The sequence below is a fragment of the Micromonospora sp. DT46 genome, assembly GCF_049841735.1.
GTDB classification, from domain to species: Bacteria; Actinomycetota; Actinomycetes; order Mycobacteriales; family Micromonosporaceae; genus Micromonospora; species Micromonospora reichwaldensis.
Genome location: NZ_JBNCKW010000007.1, coordinates 259,599 through 274,259 on the forward strand (window position 1 = coordinate 259,599; position 14,661 = coordinate 274,259).

Genomic DNA, 14,661 nt, shown 5'->3' on the forward strand with positions numbered 1-14,661 from the left:
ATGCCGGTGCACATGCCCGACCCGCAGGGCGTACCCGACAAGGTCCGCGCGAAGCTGAACGCCCTCGCCGACAGCGGTCGATTCTCCACCAAGGCCCTACGCCAGGCCCGCAAGGAGAACCTCGATCTGAACACCCCGCACCAGGTCTTCACCCTCGGACTGGACGTCGTCACCGCCGGCGGCGGCCTCGACCAGGCGCAGCCGGTCGGCTGGCGGTTCCTGGTCGTCGACGGCGGCCAGCTCATCGCCAGCGCCGAGACCGCCGAGAAGCCGGACGGCACACACGAGGTGGCGCAGTTCACCGAGGGGCCGTTCGTCGCCGCCACCGACAAGGCGCTGAAGATCGCCAACCGGCTGCCCCAGGTAGCGGCGGCGAGCTTCGAACTGCGCCTGCTCCGCGTGTCCGCCCTGTATGTGATGGCGCTCTGGTTGCATTCGCCGCTGGTCGACCTGCTGGTGCCGCTGGCTCCGTCGCCGATCGGCAAGGACGGCAAGCCGCTACTCCCGGCTGTGTTCCTCGACGACCTGCGCAAACTGGCCGGCAAGATGAGCCCGCCCGAAAGTTCCGCCTAACCGCCTGCCGGGGCCAGGGCCGCACCCTGGCCCCGGCAGGCGGTGCGGACGGCCCGGCGGGGCCCGCGATCAGGACCATTCGGAGACCTCGTAGTCGCCCCTGTCGCCACGGGCCCGCATCGTGGCCACCACCGCCTTGGCGTCGGACTCGAACGGCGTCCGGGCCGCCTCGACCCACCTGCCAGCTCCCTCCCGGCGCCAGACGAGCCACCCTGCGGCCGATCGCAACCTCGCCTGCGCGGGCGCGCAGCCGCTCGGCGAACAGATGGCCGGCCGTCGCATAGCCCGACAGGAATGGGTGACCCCCGCCTCCACCGGTAACCATGAGCAGTTTCTGCCTTGTGTGGTTCGTCAGCGTCGCGCCTGTGACCCCATGGCCTGCTCGGAATCCCCACCCTTCGTATCCGTGACAGCGAGGGCTGGTCGGCTGGAGAACTCCGCATCAGTCGCGTTGGAGCGATCCAACAGCAGGCACCTTCGCGACATGGGGCTGGTGCAAGCCGGTCAGGGGGTCACACGTGCGTAGATGGTGGATGCTGGCGCTCATCCTGCGGTTCGTCGCGGTGTCCGGCGTCGCGGAGCGGGCCTACCTCACCCGCCGCCGCGACCAGCTCGCCAGCTGACCGACACGTGGCGCCAGCCCGTCCCAGCACCGTTCGTGGCCAGATCAGTGTCCATGATCATGAAATGCCGATCACGGCGTGGGCGGAGGCTTGGCCTTCTGCGGGTAGATCGTCTCGTGACGGGCCAGCATGGCGACGAACTCGCCGATCTTCCGCTCGCGGGTCTGCGCCCGTTTGACCCCGTTGACACGGTGGATGAGAGCGAACCGGTTGGTCTTGGTGAGTACGTCGAACATGGCCTGGGCGGCGGGGTCGGCAGCGATGGCGGCGAGGAGGTCGTCCGGCACCTCGGCTTCCGACGGCGGGGCGTAGGCGGCCGCCCACCGCCCGTCCGCCTTCGCGGCTTCCACCGCGGCCCGGCCGGAGGGCAGCATCCGCCCCTGCTCCTCCAGCCGCGCCACGTGGGCGACGTTGCGTTGCGACCAGGAACTGCGAGGCCGGCGCGGGGTGAACCGGATCCAGGAGGTCTCCTGATCCCGCTTACGAGCCTGCCCATCGATCCAGCCGAAACACAGGGCCTCGTCGACCGCCTGCTGCCAGGTCAGCGTCGTGACCGTGCCGCCCTTCCTGGTCAGGGCGAGCCAGACACCGGGCGACGTGGCGTGGTTGGCCGACAACCACGCCCGCAGCGACTCGGCGTCCACGACGATCAACTCATCCAGTTCGGCGCTCACCATGACGGCAGGCTATCGCTGCGCCGTGGCCGCAGCCTCTGCCTGTGGGACAGCCCGGCTCGTCGGGCTGCCGGCGCATGCCGTTCGGCGATCCCTCTTCGGTCCACGCCCTGTGGAACTGTGCGCACTCGGCCGCCAATGACCCCACTCCTCGAACGCGTTCTCAGACCGCTCGAACCTCGGCGAGCCGCCTGACCGCGTACTCGTCGTCCCAGCGACGGCGGCTTCCCAGGCGGCCGACGCCTGCCCGGTGATGTCGAGCGCGCCGTCGTCGAGGCCGGCGGCGTTGCCGGGCAGCACGAGGTCGGGGACGTCGACGTACGACTCGTCCCAGTCGATCAGCGCGACCTGCTCGCGGTCATGCGGACGTTGCCAGGGTTGTTGGGTTGCCGTGGACGACGCACGTCCGACGTCCGGTGAGCCGCGCCCACGCTGCTCGGCATCGAGCAACACTCTCCGGGGGCATCGCGCCGAGGTCGATCTTCGTCCCGGTCTCGGCGTGCAGGAGGTCGGTCGACGATCTGCGGCCTGTCGGGGACGCGCTGTACCGTGCCGCCTCGTGAACGCCTTGCTACGACGGTTCGTCGAACTCATCGAAGCCGACCTGGCAGCCGCCGGCTTCATCCGCCGCGGGCCGGTCTTCCGGTACTTCGACCCGGATGGCAACGGCATCGCCCTCGACATCCAGCGCACCACCGCGCTGAGGGGAGAGGTCGAATTCTTCATCAACGTCGGAGTGCTGCTCGCCCCGCACCTGCGGTACTACTTCGGAGAGAACGATCCGCGCCGTGACACCATGCCGCACCACAGCGTCTGGCACCACCGACTGGTGGCGACCGACGACACCGCGGAGCTGCCCGACCACACGTTCTCGCTGGCCACGGAAGCCGACGCGGAACGCGCCGCCACCATCGTGCGGACCTGGCTGGCGGAGAACCTGCCCCGCATGAAGAGCTGGCTGGGCGACTTCGACGCGATGCTCGCCGCCATCGAGGCAGACCGCGACCGATCCGCCCGGGCCCGCGCCGAGCAGCTCGCCTCCGGGCGGTGGAAGGCCGGCCGCTGGCCGGACGGAAGTTGGAGTGGCGGCGTCATCCGCGCCTACGCGCACGCTCAGCGCGGCGACGTGGACGCGGTCACGGCCGAGACCGCGGGCTGGCACGACCACAGCCCCGACTCGCTGGCCGCCGACGCCCTGGCACTCGCCAGCCAGCGCCTCACCGAACGGCAGGGATGATCGTGGGCTACTCCGGTCTTGTCATCATCGCCCGCACCGGCGACACGCGGCTCGACGAACTGGCGTGCGTCGACGACCTGTTCGTGGCCGTGACCGACAACGTCCGCGCCGACGGCTGGCGGATCGGGTTCCTCGGCCCGGTCGACGACACCTCGCCCGACGACCTGGCCAACGACCTCGCGCTGGAGACGACGGCACCGGCCATCGCGCTGTCGGTCTTCGACAGCGACTGCGCCTTCGCCACGGCGGCCGACCCCGCCGGCGAGGCCGTCGAGTTCTACCTCAACGAGGAGGTCGTCCGGGCTCTCGTCGACGACGACAGGTTCGATCCGCTCAACAGCCAGGCCGCCGCCGGACTGCTGCGATGGGCCGAGAAGGCGGGCCTCGTCGCCGGCCCCGATCGACTCGCGAGCGCACTTGAGGAGCGCCCGGGTCCGTTCGGGGACGGAATCGTCGAGCTCACCGGGGCCCTCGGCATCGCGGCCCCTCCCGGCTAGAGATCGCGGGCCGCGCGGATCGCGGCGGAACCGGAGACGGATGTCGAGTTGGCCGGGCAACGTCGGTTCGGGTCCGGCACGATGGGCTGGGCGGTGTCGGTGTCCGGCTGCTGTTGGGCGTACATCTGATCCTCGCGGCCGTAGCCGGACGCGACGGTGACCACCGGCACCACACTCGCCAGACTCGGAGCCGATGTCGGCATGCTGCCCCTCGCCGGGGCAGCCGGGAGGAGGACGCGATGCGGGCCGTCCAGAAGGTCCGCCATCGACGGGCCGACGTCGACGGACTGGAAGTGTTCTTCCGCGAGGCCGGGCGCCCCGGCCAGCCGGCGGTACTGCTGCTGCACGGATTCCCCTCCTCGTCGCACACGTTCCGCGAGGTCATGCCCACACTCGCCGACGTCGCGCACGTGATCGCGCCGGATCTGCCCGGCTTCGGGATGTCCTCGTCGCCAACCGTCGACGACTACGACTACACGTTCGAGAACCTCTCCTGGACGATCGAGAACCTTCTCGACCAGCTCGGGATCGAACGCCTCTTCGTCTATCTGCACGACTTCGGCGCGCCGGTGGGATACCACCTGGCCACCCGCGCCCCGACTCGCATCCGCGGCCTGATCGTCCAGAGCGGCAACGCGCACCAGGACGGCCTCGGCGAGCAGTGGGACAGCGCCCGGGCCTACTGGGCCGACCCGACCGACGCCAAGCGCGCCGACCTGCCGGACTGGTTGAACTTCGCCGGTACCCGCGACCAGTACCTGGCCGGGCTGCCCGAACGGCTGCGCGCCCTGCACGCACCCGAGTCGTGGCACCTCGACTGGGAGCGCATGAGCCGGCCCGGCAACGTCGACGCGCAGTTCGCGCTGTTCACCGACTACGCCAACCACGTCGCCCGCTTCGATGAGCTCGCCGCGTACCACCGCGCTCACCAGCCGCCGGCGCTCGTGCTGTGGGGACGGCACGACGCGTACTTCGACGTCGACGAGGTCCTCGCCTACCACCGCGTTCTCGAGCGCCTGGACGCGCACATCTACGACGGTGGCCACCTCCTGTTGGAGACGCACGCGGCGGAGTGCGCCGAGCTCATGCGGGCGTTCGTGCGCGACAACGCGTGAGCCGGTCCACCCGTGGGCGCGACGTTGCCAAAAGCGTAACAACCTGGTTACCCTTTCGGCGTGGACGAGGTGGCTGCCGCGATCGCCGATCCGGTTCGGCGGGAGATCCTGCTGATGCTGCGCGACGAACCGCTCTCGGCCGGCCAGATCGCCGACCGGTTCGTGATCAGCCGGCCGGCCGTCAGCCGTCACCTGCGCGTGTTACGCGAGGCCGGCCTGGTGCGCGACACGGCCGACGGACGCAGGCGTGTCTACACGCTGGTCACCGCGCCGCTCGACGAGCTGACCGGGTGGCTGGGACGGCTGATGCGCCCGTCCGGCTGGCTGCACCGCCTCGACGCGCTGGAGACCGAGGTCTACCGCACCCGCCGCGAGCGGCAGACGGCCGCCAAGCGGCACCCATCGGAGAAGGAGACCGCATGAGCCCCACACCCACCGGCCGACTGATCGGCGACGACCTCGTGCTGACCCGCACGTTCCGCGCTCCCGTGGCCGACGTCTGGGCCAGCCTCACCGATCCGGCGCGCACCGCACGCTGGTTCGGCCCGTGGCAGGGCGACGCCGCGCCCGGACGCACGATCAAGGTCCAGATGGCGTACGAGGAGGGCGAGCCCTGGATGGACATGACCATCGACGCGTGCGAACCGCCGCACCGGCTGGCGGTTTCCGCGGTGGACGAGCACGGCAGCTGGCATCTGGACCTGGTGCTGGTCGAAAGCGCGGGCGTGACCGAGCTCCGGTTCACGCAGCACCTGACCGGCACGGAGGGCGTCGGCGAGGTCGGACCCGGTTGGGAGTACTACCTGGACGCGTTGACCGCCTCCCATGACGGCCGGCCGGCGCCGGACTTCGACGACTACTACCCCGCGATGAAGGAGCACTTCGAAGCGCAGCGGTAGAGGTGATGTGATCAGGACGTCGATCCGAAGGGGGCACGGTGGGGCGCAGCGCGATCATCTTCCACGGGACCGGCGGCAACCCGGACGCGTGCTGGTATCCCTGGCTGGCAGGGCGGCTCGCGGCCCGGGGATACGCCGTCGAGGTGCCGCACCACCCGGGCATCAACGTCGAGCCGATCGCCACGTTCCTGCCGAAGGTGCTCAACGGGCACAGCTTCGACGAGGACACGGTCCTCGTGGGCCACTCCGGCGGCGCGGCCCTCCTGCTCGCGCTCCTGGAACACGTGGACGTGACCGTCGCCCAGGCGATCCTGGTCGCCGGATACTGCACCCGGCCCAACACCGAGGAGGAACCGGTCCTCCAGCAGGGCTACGACTGGGCCGCGATCCGGTCGCACGTACGCGACATCTACTTCATCAACTCCCGGGAGGATCCGTACGGCTGCGACGACCGGCAGGGGCGCGCCATGTTCGAGCGGCTCGGCGGCACCCAGATCGTGCGCGACGACGGGCACTTCGGCGACTACGACCAGCCGTACGAGCGGTTCGAGCTGCTCGACCGGCTCATCCCCTGACGCCGCCGGCGCGACGGCACCGACCCGTCGGACCGGTCCGCTAAGCGGTGAGCCCCTTGGCCATGATGTGCTCCCTACGCAGACCGTCGGGCATGAGGTCGCCGAGCTCACCCGTGTCACGGAAGCCGTTGCGCCGGTAGAGCGCCCAGGCGTTCCTGTTGCCCTCCGCCACGGCCAGGCGCAGAGTCCTCGCGCCAACCAGCCGAGCCCACTGCTCGACCGCCCGCACGAGGAGGTCGCCCACACTCTGGCCACGTCCCACCGGCGCCACGTACATCGAGATCAGCTCGACAACGCGATCCTGATCGGTCGGCACCCCGCTGGCCATGCCGACGGGATGCCCGTCGAGCGTCGCCACGACGTTGTATGAGCCGGGAATGGCCAGCCGACCGCGCCAGCGTTCCTCCCGGTCGCCGTCACCCTGCCAATCCGCCAGTTGGGAACCGAAGGCGTACGGCGCCTCCGCCAGCGCGGCGAGCCGCAGATCCCGCCAGGTCTTCCAATCGCCCTCGGTGAGCACACGCGTCTCGATCACGTCGCGAAGGCTGCCGCAGGTGCGAAGACCAGGCAACCTGGTTCCTGTCGCATGGGCGCTACGAATGAAGGGCGTCCCTGAAGGCTTCGCGGATCACGCCGCCAGTGACGACGCACCACGTCCTGGTGTCCACTTCGCCGTTGGCGGGCAGGCCGTGCAGCTTCTGCAGGTCCTTGACGGCACTCTCGGTGGCATCGTCGAACTGGCCGTCGACGCCGACCCCCAGGTATCCCTTGGCGATGAGGATGCCTTGCAGCGCCCTGACCACATCGCCAGTGGCGTGCTGGTCCAGCTCAGGAGCGAGGGTCTCCCAGGTTCCGGCGGTCATGGTCCCGTCCGGCGAGACCGCAAGACCGTGCCTGTGCTGCCAGTCCTTGATGGCTGACGTCATCTCGGGGGACCACTGCCCGCCATCCGTCAGCGGGACGGGGTAACCGGCGTTGCGCAGGAGGTACTGGGCGACGGTAACCACCGGGCCCCCGACGGGCGTACCCTCGGCGACCTCGTAGATGTCGGGCCAGGTGCGCTCCGGGACCTCCCCGATCTGTGTGCCGAGCTGGGCCGCCACCTCGCGGCGCAGCTGCGGGAACTGGCGGTAGAAGCCGATGCCGGGACATTGCGTGTTGCGGAAGTCCCAGTGGCCGAAGATGTGGTGCGCTCTGAGCTGGTATTGCCGGCAGATCGTGACGCAGAGCCGCACCAGCGAGTCCCACAGCTTCTGCGTCGGGGTCTCCTCGATGTAGAAACCCTCGTTCTCGATGCCGATCGAGTCGTGGTTACGGCCGGGACAGTGCGCCGATCTGACCTGGGCCAGGCCGGTCTCCAGCGTCTCGAGGCTGCACGCCCGTCCTTCCAGCACATGACCACCCCGGCTGACCGTGAAGTGCTGCCCGGAGTCGGACCAGCCCCTCTCGTCCTGGTGAAATCGTTGGATGTCCTTTGCCAACCTCACCGCCCGCTCGCGGGAGAAGTCGGTGGTGTTGTGCGCCGGCTCCCCGGTGTGGTGAAGGATGATCTTCCGGGTGGTGCCTTCGAGCAGCACCACCCCAGGGGGCTTCGGCCGGCGGGCACCCCAGCTGCCGCAGTCGATGATCCAGGGGAACATGGCGCTGGGCACGGCGTCGGCAGTGTCGGTTTCGCGCTTGATCACCATTGATCCTCCATGATCTCGAAGCTGAGTGGGTCGCGGGGCCGCCTGGAGGAGCTGCCGGTAGGCGGATGCGGCACCGGCGTGCTGCCCGAAGACCGTGGCCGCGGAGATGACTACCGGCGCCGGCGCCAGAAGGGGCGCGAGGTCCACCGCTGTTCCCTCTTGTACGCGTCGCGGTGGTGGCGGCGGTACGCCGCCCGGATCCTGGCAAGGTTCGCGGCGTACTCCGGTAGGGCGTCACGCTCGCCGCGGAGGTGCCGGTCGATGGCTCGGCCGGCGACGAGCCCGGCGTAGAGGGCGGTGAGGATGCCCTGGCTGGAGAGAGGGTCGAGGGCGATGGCGGCGTCACCAGCGGCGATCCACCCGTCGCCGTACGGGAGGGTGAGATGGCTGCTGTGGGCGGCGACCCGCCGCGGTGGGGACCATTCTCCGACATCCTGAACAGGAGCCGTCACATGGTGGAGCCTGGCCAGCAGCGCCCGGTACCGGACCGGCCGGTGCAGGTCCGCCGGCGCCAGATCGGCATCGGTGAAGTAGGTGAGCACCCGGTGCCCGTTCGGAGCGGGCGCGGCGTACCACCACCCGTCGGGCGCCGCCTCGACCAGCGAGGCGGCCGGGACCGGATCGGCTGCGGGAACTCGGACTTCGACGCCGATGAGCCGGTCGGTGGTCTGGTAGTGGCCGCCGTGGCGACGGGCGATGGCCCCGGCCCGGCCGGTCGCCTCGACCAGCCACGCGCACCTGACCCGACGGGCCCCCGTTGCGGTGCGCAGCCGCAGAGTCCACGCACCGCCCGGCTCGCGCACGGCCTCGGCGACCCGTGTGTCGTCGAGGGCCCGGGCTCCGGCGGCCACGGTGGCCGCGCGTAGTTGGCGGTCGTAGAGCGGCCGGTCCAGGTGCCAGCCGTGCCCATACGGGTCGAGAATCGTGTCGACACGGGCAAGGGTTTCCGAGTCCCAGGCCGAAAGGTTGGCCAGGCACCGTTGGTGGCCGCCGGCCGCGTCCGGAGTGGGCAGGCCAAGCTCGTTCAGCATGCGGCGGGCCGCCCCGGGCAGGGCCTGCCCGGCCCGCGGCGTGCGGTGGCCGGCGTCGGCGAGCAGAACCGAGCGGCCGGCGCAGACCAGGGCCGCGGTGGCGGCGGTACCGGCGGGACCGCCGCCGGCCACCACGACGTCGTACCAGGAATCGGGCGGCGGGCCGCCTTCGCTCACCGCTGGTCCCGGTACGGGCTGACCTTGTCGAAGCGGCCCACCAGCACCTCGTCGGAGTCGAACGGGCTCTGCTCGATGACGTATCCGACCTCGTCATCGGAGACCCCTGCACCGTCGGCCGTCTCGGGCACGTGCAGGGCGATCAGGTTTCGGGTGTACGGCACCTGGTCGAGGTCGAGCAGTGGCGTGGACTCCACCCGCATGACAGCGGGAAAGGTGCCGTCGTCAGGGCCGTCGCGGGTCTCCACGATGCCGAGCTTGGACCAGACCTCCACCATCTGCTTGTGCTGCTGCTCATCGTCGCCGTGCAGCGCCCGGAACCACACCGCCCGCTGCTCGAATGCCTTGCGCCGCACCTCGATGTCCTGGTGCGTGTCCATGACCGTGCGGTAGTCGGCTTCGGTGAGCACATGGTTGGGCACGGTCGCGGGCCACCACGTCGGCAGGTACGGGTCGAACCCGGCGGTGAAGCCCATCTCCTCCTGACTGGCGTAGCCGGAACGGCACTCAGAGGTGTCGGTCTGCCACGGCACGGCCATCCAGCGGATGAGGTCGCCGGGAGCCTGGGCGTACAGCGGGCCGTCCACCGCCATCGCGGTCTGCGGGGTCAGCCAGGGCCCGTAGAACGGCTCCTGCCAGCCGCTGGGCCGGTGCCGGATGCGGAAGCGGCCCTGGTACATCGACGGATGCCGGATGGGCCAGGTCACCTCGCAACCCGGGTGGAACGCGTCGGCCAGGCAGAAGTCGAGCGCCGCGCGGTCGAGCGTCTCCGGTTGCAGATCCAGTGCCACGTCACGGAACTGCCTGCCGGAGGCGGGCGGGTCGCCCGGCACGAACCTGCCCGCCGCCCAGTAGCGGAACATGCGGTACTGGGCGGGTGACAACGTCACGTGGTGGCGCACCGAGCGGGGCGGCACCGACATGGCGTCGCCGTAGATCCATGGCCACGGCACCGGGGAGATCCCGTCCCGGTCGATGTGGCGCAGCGCCGTGTAGATCTGGGTGCGCAGCTCCGCGTACTGCTGATCGGGACGGGCGAGCTTGGCCATGACGGAGTCGTCGAGAAAGTAGTCGGCCCCGCCCCAGCCGAACCGGGTGGCGAACCCGTGGTTGACCCATTGAAGCTCGGTCATCCGGCGCAATACGGGCGCGATGTGCTCGTGGAACGACACCTCGGGAAAGGGCAGCACACCGCTGGCGACGTGCATGTCGAACAGCAGGTCGTACAACGTGCGCACGCTCTTGACGCCGGGCGCGTAGTCGGGCGGTCCGACGATGACCCATGCCGGATCCACCGGTATCTCGCGGCCGTCGATGGTCACTTTCGCGGTCACGGGTCCGTCGGAGACGTCGTCGTGCCAACCATCGTTGTTGGCATACGACTTCAGCGTCTCGTACTTCTTGTCGTACGGAGCGGCGGCACCCTTGCCGCCGAGGACCAGCAGCCGCCCTTCCTCATCGGTGTGCAGCTCGCCGAGATAGACGGGGATGCCCATGAACTTTCCCGTGTCGAAGACAGCACCGGTGCTGACATTGACACCACTGACCTCGCGGGGACCGGGCTTGATCTCCAGCCGGTCACGCTCGGCGCGCGGCACGTCGGCGTTGCGCAGCTCGGCGTTCTTGGCCTGCTCGGCTTCGGGGATGTCCATCGCCAGCCGGAACTGGTACCAGGCGGCCTTCTTGTTGGCCAGCTCGACGCTCCAGCGCAGGGACGTGCCCTCCTGGGGAAGGATCTCCTTGACCACTTGGCCTTTGGCGTTGTACCCGTACACCCGGAACCGGGCGGCCTGACGTTTGATCGCCCCGGACCGGTCCCGGTAGAAGCCCGGTTCACGAGGCGGAGGATCCGGCATCTCCGGGCCGATGAAATACTCACTGTCGCTGTTGCCTACCCGCGCCACACCGATCGCCGGGTGAACAGCCGCGCGGATGATTTCCTCTGCCATTAGAATCTTTCGCTTTCCATCTGACGGAACAAGCATCCACCAGGAGATTAGCGAGCTGCGGAGGCTTGCATTCGGCGAACGGCGTCAGGCGGCGGATCTGGTGCTGCTCAGCGGGATCAGGCCGTGTCCCGCAGTCGGGTGCAAAGACCGACCACCCGCCTTCTCCACCAAACTGACCACACCCGCTCGGCGCGGCCACCCGTCTGAGATGTTCGGGCTCCTTGGCCGCTCGGGGCCACCTCGCCGCCCAGCGATACGACCGGCTACCAGAAGCCCTCTTCGGCAGCGTGCCCCTACGTGGAGGTCAACTCCTGCGCCAGCCGATCCAGACCGCCCTTGATCAGCTGCGCGTACGCGTCATCGCCAAGCGCGCCGATCCCCGCTTGCGCACGCTGGAGGCACTCGCGGGCACGGCCGAGGTCGCCGAGCTTCCGGTAACACTCACCCAGGTTGAGATGCAAGGACGGGTACAGAGCGGCCACCGACATCGGCACTCCAGCCTGCGCAACCCGGTCAGACGGGCCGGGTGGACGGCGGCGAGGCCTGGTTGACTGTGCGACATGACCTTGTTGGTCAGGTCGCTCGTGCCGTCGCCTTCAGGGTTATGTTGCGCACGGGTCCGCTGGTAATGCAGGCGGCAGCGCCGGCGAGTGCGAGGGCGGCGGCGGCGAGGAACGCGGTTCGTAACCCTGCCTGGTCGGTGATGAGTGCGGCGGCTGCGATGGACAGTGGGGACACGCCAACGGTGGCGAGGGCGAACAGGCTCATGGTGCGGCCGAGAATGTCGGGGGGTGTGTCGGCTTGGATGATCGGTAGGACGATCCCGGCGACGGCACCGCCGACCGCGCCGAGGGCAACCGAGAGCGTAAGGGTGGCCGGTAGGTCGACTGCGGCGGGGAAGAGGCTCATGACGATGGCGCCGGTGCAGGCGGCGCCGGCGACGACGAGCCCTGGTGCAGGTAGGCGTCGGATGATCACGAGGACTAGTGCAGCTGCTGCGGCGCCGGCGCCAAGGGCCGCCATCAGCCATCCGAGGCCTTGAGCTCCCCACTGTCGTTCGGCGGCGAGGGCTGGAAACGCGGTGTTGATGACCCCGTTTACCGCGAACTCAAGCAGCGCGACCAGTAGGAGCAGGTTGCGTATCACGGGCTTGCCGAGGGCGTAGCGGAGCCCTTGCATCGCCTGACGGACGACGCCACCGGCACCGTCTTGATGCTGAGCCACAACGGGGCGGATGCGTAGGGCTGTCAGGGCTGCGGCCGACACGGCGAAGGTGGCCGCGTTGACGGTGAAGGAGGTGGACGGGCCTCCGATCGCCAGGAGGAGGCCGCCGAGAGGAGCGCCGATCAGGACGGCGGCGCGGGTGCCGAGTGCGCGCAGGTTCTGGACTCGGACGAGTTGGTCATGGGCTACGACGAGTGGGGCGAGGGCGTTGGTTGCGGGATAGAAAAGTGCGTCGATGACGCCGAAAATCAGTGCGAGAGCCAGGAGCAGGAGGATCGTTGCACCGGCGGCGGCGATCACGGCGGCCGCGAGCATGAGCAGGGCACGCAGGATGTCGCTGCTGAGGGCGACGCGTCGAGGGCCGAGGCGGTCGACGAGCGTCCCGCCCAGGAGCATGAAGAGTGCGCGGGGCACGGCGCCGGCGGCGAGGACCAGACCGGCGCCGGCTGGACCTGCTTCCTGTACGGCGGTCCACGCGATCGCCAGGAAGAAGATCTGGTCTCCGATGAGGGAGACCGGCTCGGCGGTCAGCCAGCAGAGCAGCCGCCAGCGCGGTTGGTTCGGCGTGACGACGGCGGATGAAGTCTTTGTGGCCTCGGTCATGAGGTCACCTCATTGGGAAGGCATGGACGAACACGAACATGCTGCGCGTCGCCTCTTCAGCGGCAGGGGCAGCGCTGTCGGTCGGACGGCTGTTGTCCCGAAAGCGCAGGAGCACCTCGGTGAGTTGCTCGCGCAGGAGATCCACCTCGGCGCGGCTCAGGTTGAGGACTATGTCGGAGCCGAACGCGGCGGCGCGGAACTCGTCCTCGGCGTCCGGACCGCTCGCGAAGAACTCCTGCAGATGCTCGAAGTGGATGCCAGCCTGGCCACGGTGCAGGACCTCCATGTCACTCACCGTGTCGGATCCGAGACTGTCGGCAGTGAAGGAGAGGCCCTGGGTTGATCGCTTCCAGTAGCGCTCCCGGCCTCGGGCGGGGGCCGCGTCGTCCTCCTCGAGCACACCCAACTCGGCCATCCGCGAGAGATGGTAGAAGGCCAGCTGAGCAGTGGTTCCCACATCCTTGGCCAGGCTCGTAGCAGTCGCCGAGCCGCGCTTGGCGAGTGCGTAGTACAGGCGCAGGCGCAGCGGGTGGGAGAAGGACTTCAAGACCCCCACCTGGGCCACTCGCCTGGGTTGCTGTTCGTCCACAGTGTGCACGATATGTGACGGACAGGCCTTATTCAAGAGTTCTTGAATTAATCGCCGATCGAAGTTTCAGGATTCCTTTTACAGGACCCCTTGACCCACTAAATCGATGCGAGCTAGCTTCACCTCGCGGCCGCACCCATTGACACATCTGGCTCTCTACGGGGGATGTGCTCCACGTGTTCGACGACGCCCCCATCGCCACCACTGCTGGTGGACCGGCAGACCGCAACGTGAACGTCATCTGCTGACCTTCTCCTTCGGAGAGGCAGTAGATCCACAGAGGCCGGGTACCGCTGTATAAGCGGCACCCGGCCTCTGTACGACCTGATCGCTGCCATCCGCGCGTTCATCGACGGCTACAACGAGCGCTGCCAGCCGTTCCGCTGGACCAAGACCACCGACCAGATTCTCGTCAAGGCCCAGCGCACCCCTTCCGCGTGACGTTAGAGATCACGCCAAACGTGCGGCTCCTGGTAGGCATGCCACCCGCGAAAGAACCACTCCGTCAGATCCCGCAACCGCTCCAGGCAATCCTGGTAGTACTGCGCCGGCTGCGGCCGAGGGAAGTTCGGGTGCGCGGTCCACTCCGCCACGAAGTGTGAGACCTCGTAGAACCCCTCAGCCACCCAGCGCGGCAGGTCGTCATGACTCTCGTACTGCTCACAGCCCACCCGCATCGCCTGCTCCAACCGGCTGAACGCCGCCCGGTCCCAGACGAGTTCACAGCGCAGTCGGAGCAGGAAGCTCCCCTCCACGGACTCGAACTCTCGCCTCAGCACCCTCAAAGCGTCATCCACGTCTGCATCGTGGCAGCCCGGTACGACGACTCGGCACCGTCAAACTTATTCAGACACGCGACACTATTGCGGCCAGACCCACCGCCGGACGACACTTCGGGCAAACCACCGAGACGCGGTTCGACGCCGGGCGTCCGCGAGTTGCCGGCACTCGGATCGGACTCCTCGGTGGATACGGGCAGCAGCATGACCGGTTCGTCGTGGGCGAACTGAATGGCGAGGTGATGCGCGTCGTCGGCGAATACCAGCTGGTTCTACCGGACGGGGCTGCGCTTCCGGCTCGCGTGACGGTGGTCGGCCGCGGTCCGGTGCTGCACCTGATCACCGCCGAGCGCTGGTACCAACTGAGCCTGGACGCCGCTCCCGCGAGGTGACCGATATGGGCGTCACGGGGTCCTGCTCGGCGGCGA

At 69.0% G+C, this 14,661-nt stretch carries 18 protein-coding genes; 8 read left to right on the plus strand and 10 right to left on the minus strand.

Features of this window, described 5'->3' with window-relative positions; genetic code table 11:
• A complete protein-coding gene (locus ACLQ20_RS21040; RefSeq protein ID WP_151452296.1) occupies nt 1-573 on the plus strand; it encodes a hypothetical protein in 573 nt (190 codons plus the stop codon).
• Between the two features lie 694 nt (nt 574-1,267).
• Here the strand turns inward: ACLQ20_RS21040 and ACLQ20_RS21045 are convergent.
• Complete coding sequence (locus ACLQ20_RS21045) at nt 1,268-1,873, minus strand: YdeI/OmpD-associated family protein (protein ID WP_151452297.1); 606 nt, start codon at nt 1,871-1,873, stop codon at nt 1,268-1,270.
• A gap of 556 nt (nt 1,874-2,429) precedes the next feature.
• On the opposite strand from ACLQ20_RS21045, the gene ACLQ20_RS21050 reads away from it, so the two are divergent.
• Together ACLQ20_RS21050 and ACLQ20_RS21055 are read left to right on the plus strand one after the other, a co-directional pair.
• Nucleotides 2,430-3,107, plus strand: a complete 678-nt coding sequence (locus tag ACLQ20_RS21050) for a hypothetical protein (RefSeq protein WP_151452298.1) — start codon at nt 2,430-2,432, stop codon at nt 3,105-3,107.
• Between the two features lie 2 nt (nt 3,108-3,109).
• Entirely contained in the window at nt 3,110-3,604 is a 495-nt protein-coding gene (locus ACLQ20_RS21055) for a hypothetical protein (RefSeq protein WP_425857371.1), read from the plus strand.
• On the opposite strand, the gene ACLQ20_RS21060 is transcribed toward ACLQ20_RS21055, so the two are convergent.
• Nucleotides 3,601-3,777 (minus strand): hypothetical protein, encoded by a 177-nt coding sequence (locus ACLQ20_RS21060; protein WP_192581206.1) that lies wholly within the window; start codon nt 3,775-3,777, stop codon nt 3,601-3,603. The two genes, ACLQ20_RS21055 and ACLQ20_RS21060, sit on opposite strands and share 4 nt — an antisense overlap.
• A gap of 66 nt (nt 3,778-3,843) precedes the next feature.
• Here ACLQ20_RS21060 and ACLQ20_RS21065 point away from each other — a divergent pair, with 66 nt between their 5' ends.
• Genes ACLQ20_RS21065 through ACLQ20_RS21080 form a run of 4 tightly spaced genes read left to right on the plus strand, consistent with a single transcriptional unit; the run spans nt 3,844 to nt 6,193 of the window.
• Nucleotides 3,844-4,719, plus strand: coding sequence for an alpha/beta fold hydrolase (locus tag ACLQ20_RS21065; RefSeq protein ID WP_425857373.1), 876 nt, complete (start codon nt 3,844-3,846; stop codon nt 4,717-4,719).
• Between the two features lie 60 nt (nt 4,720-4,779).
• Nucleotides 4,780-5,142, plus strand: coding sequence for a metalloregulator ArsR/SmtB family transcription factor (locus ACLQ20_RS21070; protein ID WP_425857374.1), 363 nt, complete (start codon nt 4,780-4,782; stop codon nt 5,140-5,142).
• Nucleotides 5,139-5,618 (plus strand): SRPBCC family protein, encoded by a 480-nt coding sequence (locus tag ACLQ20_RS21075; RefSeq protein ID WP_358118548.1) that lies wholly within the window; start codon nt 5,139-5,141, stop codon nt 5,616-5,618. Before ACLQ20_RS21070 ends, ACLQ20_RS21075 begins: the two co-directional genes overlap by 4 nt.
• A gap of 38 nt (nt 5,619-5,656) precedes the next feature.
• Complete coding sequence (locus tag ACLQ20_RS21080; RefSeq protein WP_151452303.1) at nt 5,657-6,193, plus strand: RBBP9/YdeN family alpha/beta hydrolase; 537 nt, start codon at nt 5,657-5,659, stop codon at nt 6,191-6,193.
• A gap of 40 nt (nt 6,194-6,233) precedes the next feature.
• Here the strand turns inward: ACLQ20_RS21080 and ACLQ20_RS21085 are convergent, their stop codons facing one another.
• The 8 genes from ACLQ20_RS21085 to ACLQ20_RS21120 form a co-directional block, all read right to left on the minus strand.
• Nucleotides 6,234-6,728, minus strand: a complete 495-nt coding sequence (locus ACLQ20_RS21085) for a GNAT family N-acetyltransferase (RefSeq protein ID WP_151452304.1) — start codon at nt 6,726-6,728, stop codon at nt 6,234-6,236.
• 58 nt (nt 6,729-6,786) lie between these two features.
• Nucleotides 6,787-7,881: a peptidoglycan recognition protein family protein gene (locus tag ACLQ20_RS21090; RefSeq protein WP_151452305.1), complete on the minus strand. Its 1,095-nt coding sequence runs from the start codon at nt 7,879-7,881 to the stop codon at nt 6,787-6,789.
• Nucleotides 7,882-7,991: 110 nt separating this feature from the next.
• Nucleotides 7,992-9,089: an FAD-dependent monooxygenase gene (locus tag ACLQ20_RS21095; RefSeq protein WP_151452306.1), complete on the minus strand. Its 1,098-nt coding sequence runs from the start codon at nt 9,087-9,089 to the stop codon at nt 7,992-7,994.
• Nucleotides 9,086-11,074 (minus strand): LodA/GoxA family CTQ-dependent oxidase, encoded by a 1,989-nt coding sequence (locus ACLQ20_RS21100; protein ID WP_425857378.1) that lies wholly within the window; start codon nt 11,072-11,074, stop codon nt 9,086-9,088. Before ACLQ20_RS21100 ends, ACLQ20_RS21095 begins: the two co-directional genes overlap by 4 nt.
• 257 nt (nt 11,075-11,331) lie before the next feature.
• Nucleotides 11,332-11,526: a tetratricopeptide repeat protein gene (locus ACLQ20_RS21105; protein WP_225851847.1), complete on the minus strand. Its 195-nt coding sequence runs from the start codon at nt 11,524-11,526 to the stop codon at nt 11,332-11,334.
• Nucleotides 11,527-11,611: 85 nt separating this feature from the next.
• Complete coding sequence (locus ACLQ20_RS21110; RefSeq protein ID WP_151452307.1) at nt 11,612-12,865, minus strand: MFS transporter; 1,254 nt, start codon at nt 12,863-12,865, stop codon at nt 11,612-11,614.
• Between the two features lie 4 nt (nt 12,866-12,869).
• Nucleotides 12,870-13,454, minus strand: a complete 585-nt coding sequence (locus ACLQ20_RS21115) for a winged helix-turn-helix domain-containing protein (protein WP_151452308.1) — start codon at nt 13,452-13,454, stop codon at nt 12,870-12,872.
• Between the two features lie 443 nt (nt 13,455-13,897).
• Nucleotides 13,898-14,251, minus strand: a complete 354-nt coding sequence (locus tag ACLQ20_RS21120) for a hypothetical protein (RefSeq protein ID WP_151452309.1) — start codon at nt 14,249-14,251, stop codon at nt 13,898-13,900.
• Between the two features lie 200 nt (nt 14,252-14,451).
• Between ACLQ20_RS21120 and ACLQ20_RS21125 the strand changes: the two genes are divergently transcribed.
• On the plus strand, nt 14,452-14,625 hold the full coding sequence (locus tag ACLQ20_RS21125) for a hypothetical protein (protein ID WP_192581207.1): 174 nt from the start codon (nt 14,452-14,454) through the stop codon (nt 14,623-14,625).
• The last annotated feature ends 36 nt before the right edge of the window (nt 14,626-14,661 follow it).

Bases quoted from the DNA above. Each gene is read 5' to 3' on its own strand.
- ACLQ20_RS21105 (WP_225851847.1), bottom strand. From the start codon at position 11,526: ATGTCGGTGGCCGCTCTGTACCCGTCCTTGCATCTCAACCTGGGTGAG.
- ACLQ20_RS21075 (WP_358118548.1), top strand. From the start codon at position 5,139: ATGAGCCCCACACCCACCGGCCGACTGATCGGCGACGACCTCGTGCTG.
- ACLQ20_RS21100 (WP_425857378.1), bottom strand. From the start codon at position 11,074: ATGCTTGTTCCGTCAGATGGAAAGCGAAAGATTCTAATGGCAGAGGAA.
- ACLQ20_RS21110 (WP_151452307.1), bottom strand. From the start codon at position 12,865: ATGACCGAGGCCACAAAGACTTCATCCGCCGTCGTCACGCCGAACCAA.
- ACLQ20_RS21045 (WP_151452297.1), bottom strand. From the start codon at position 1,873: ATGGTGAGCGCCGAACTGGATGAGTTGATCGTCGTGGACGCCGAGTCG.
- ACLQ20_RS21065 (WP_425857373.1), top strand. From the start codon at position 3,844: ATGCGGGCCGTCCAGAAGGTCCGCCATCGACGGGCCGACGTCGACGGA.
- ACLQ20_RS21040 (WP_151452296.1), top strand. From the start codon at position 1: ATGCCGGTGCACATGCCCGACCCGCAGGGCGTACCCGACAAGGTCCGC.
- ACLQ20_RS21090 (WP_151452305.1), bottom strand. From the start codon at position 7,881: ATGGTGATCAAGCGCGAAACCGACACTGCCGACGCCGTGCCCAGCGCC.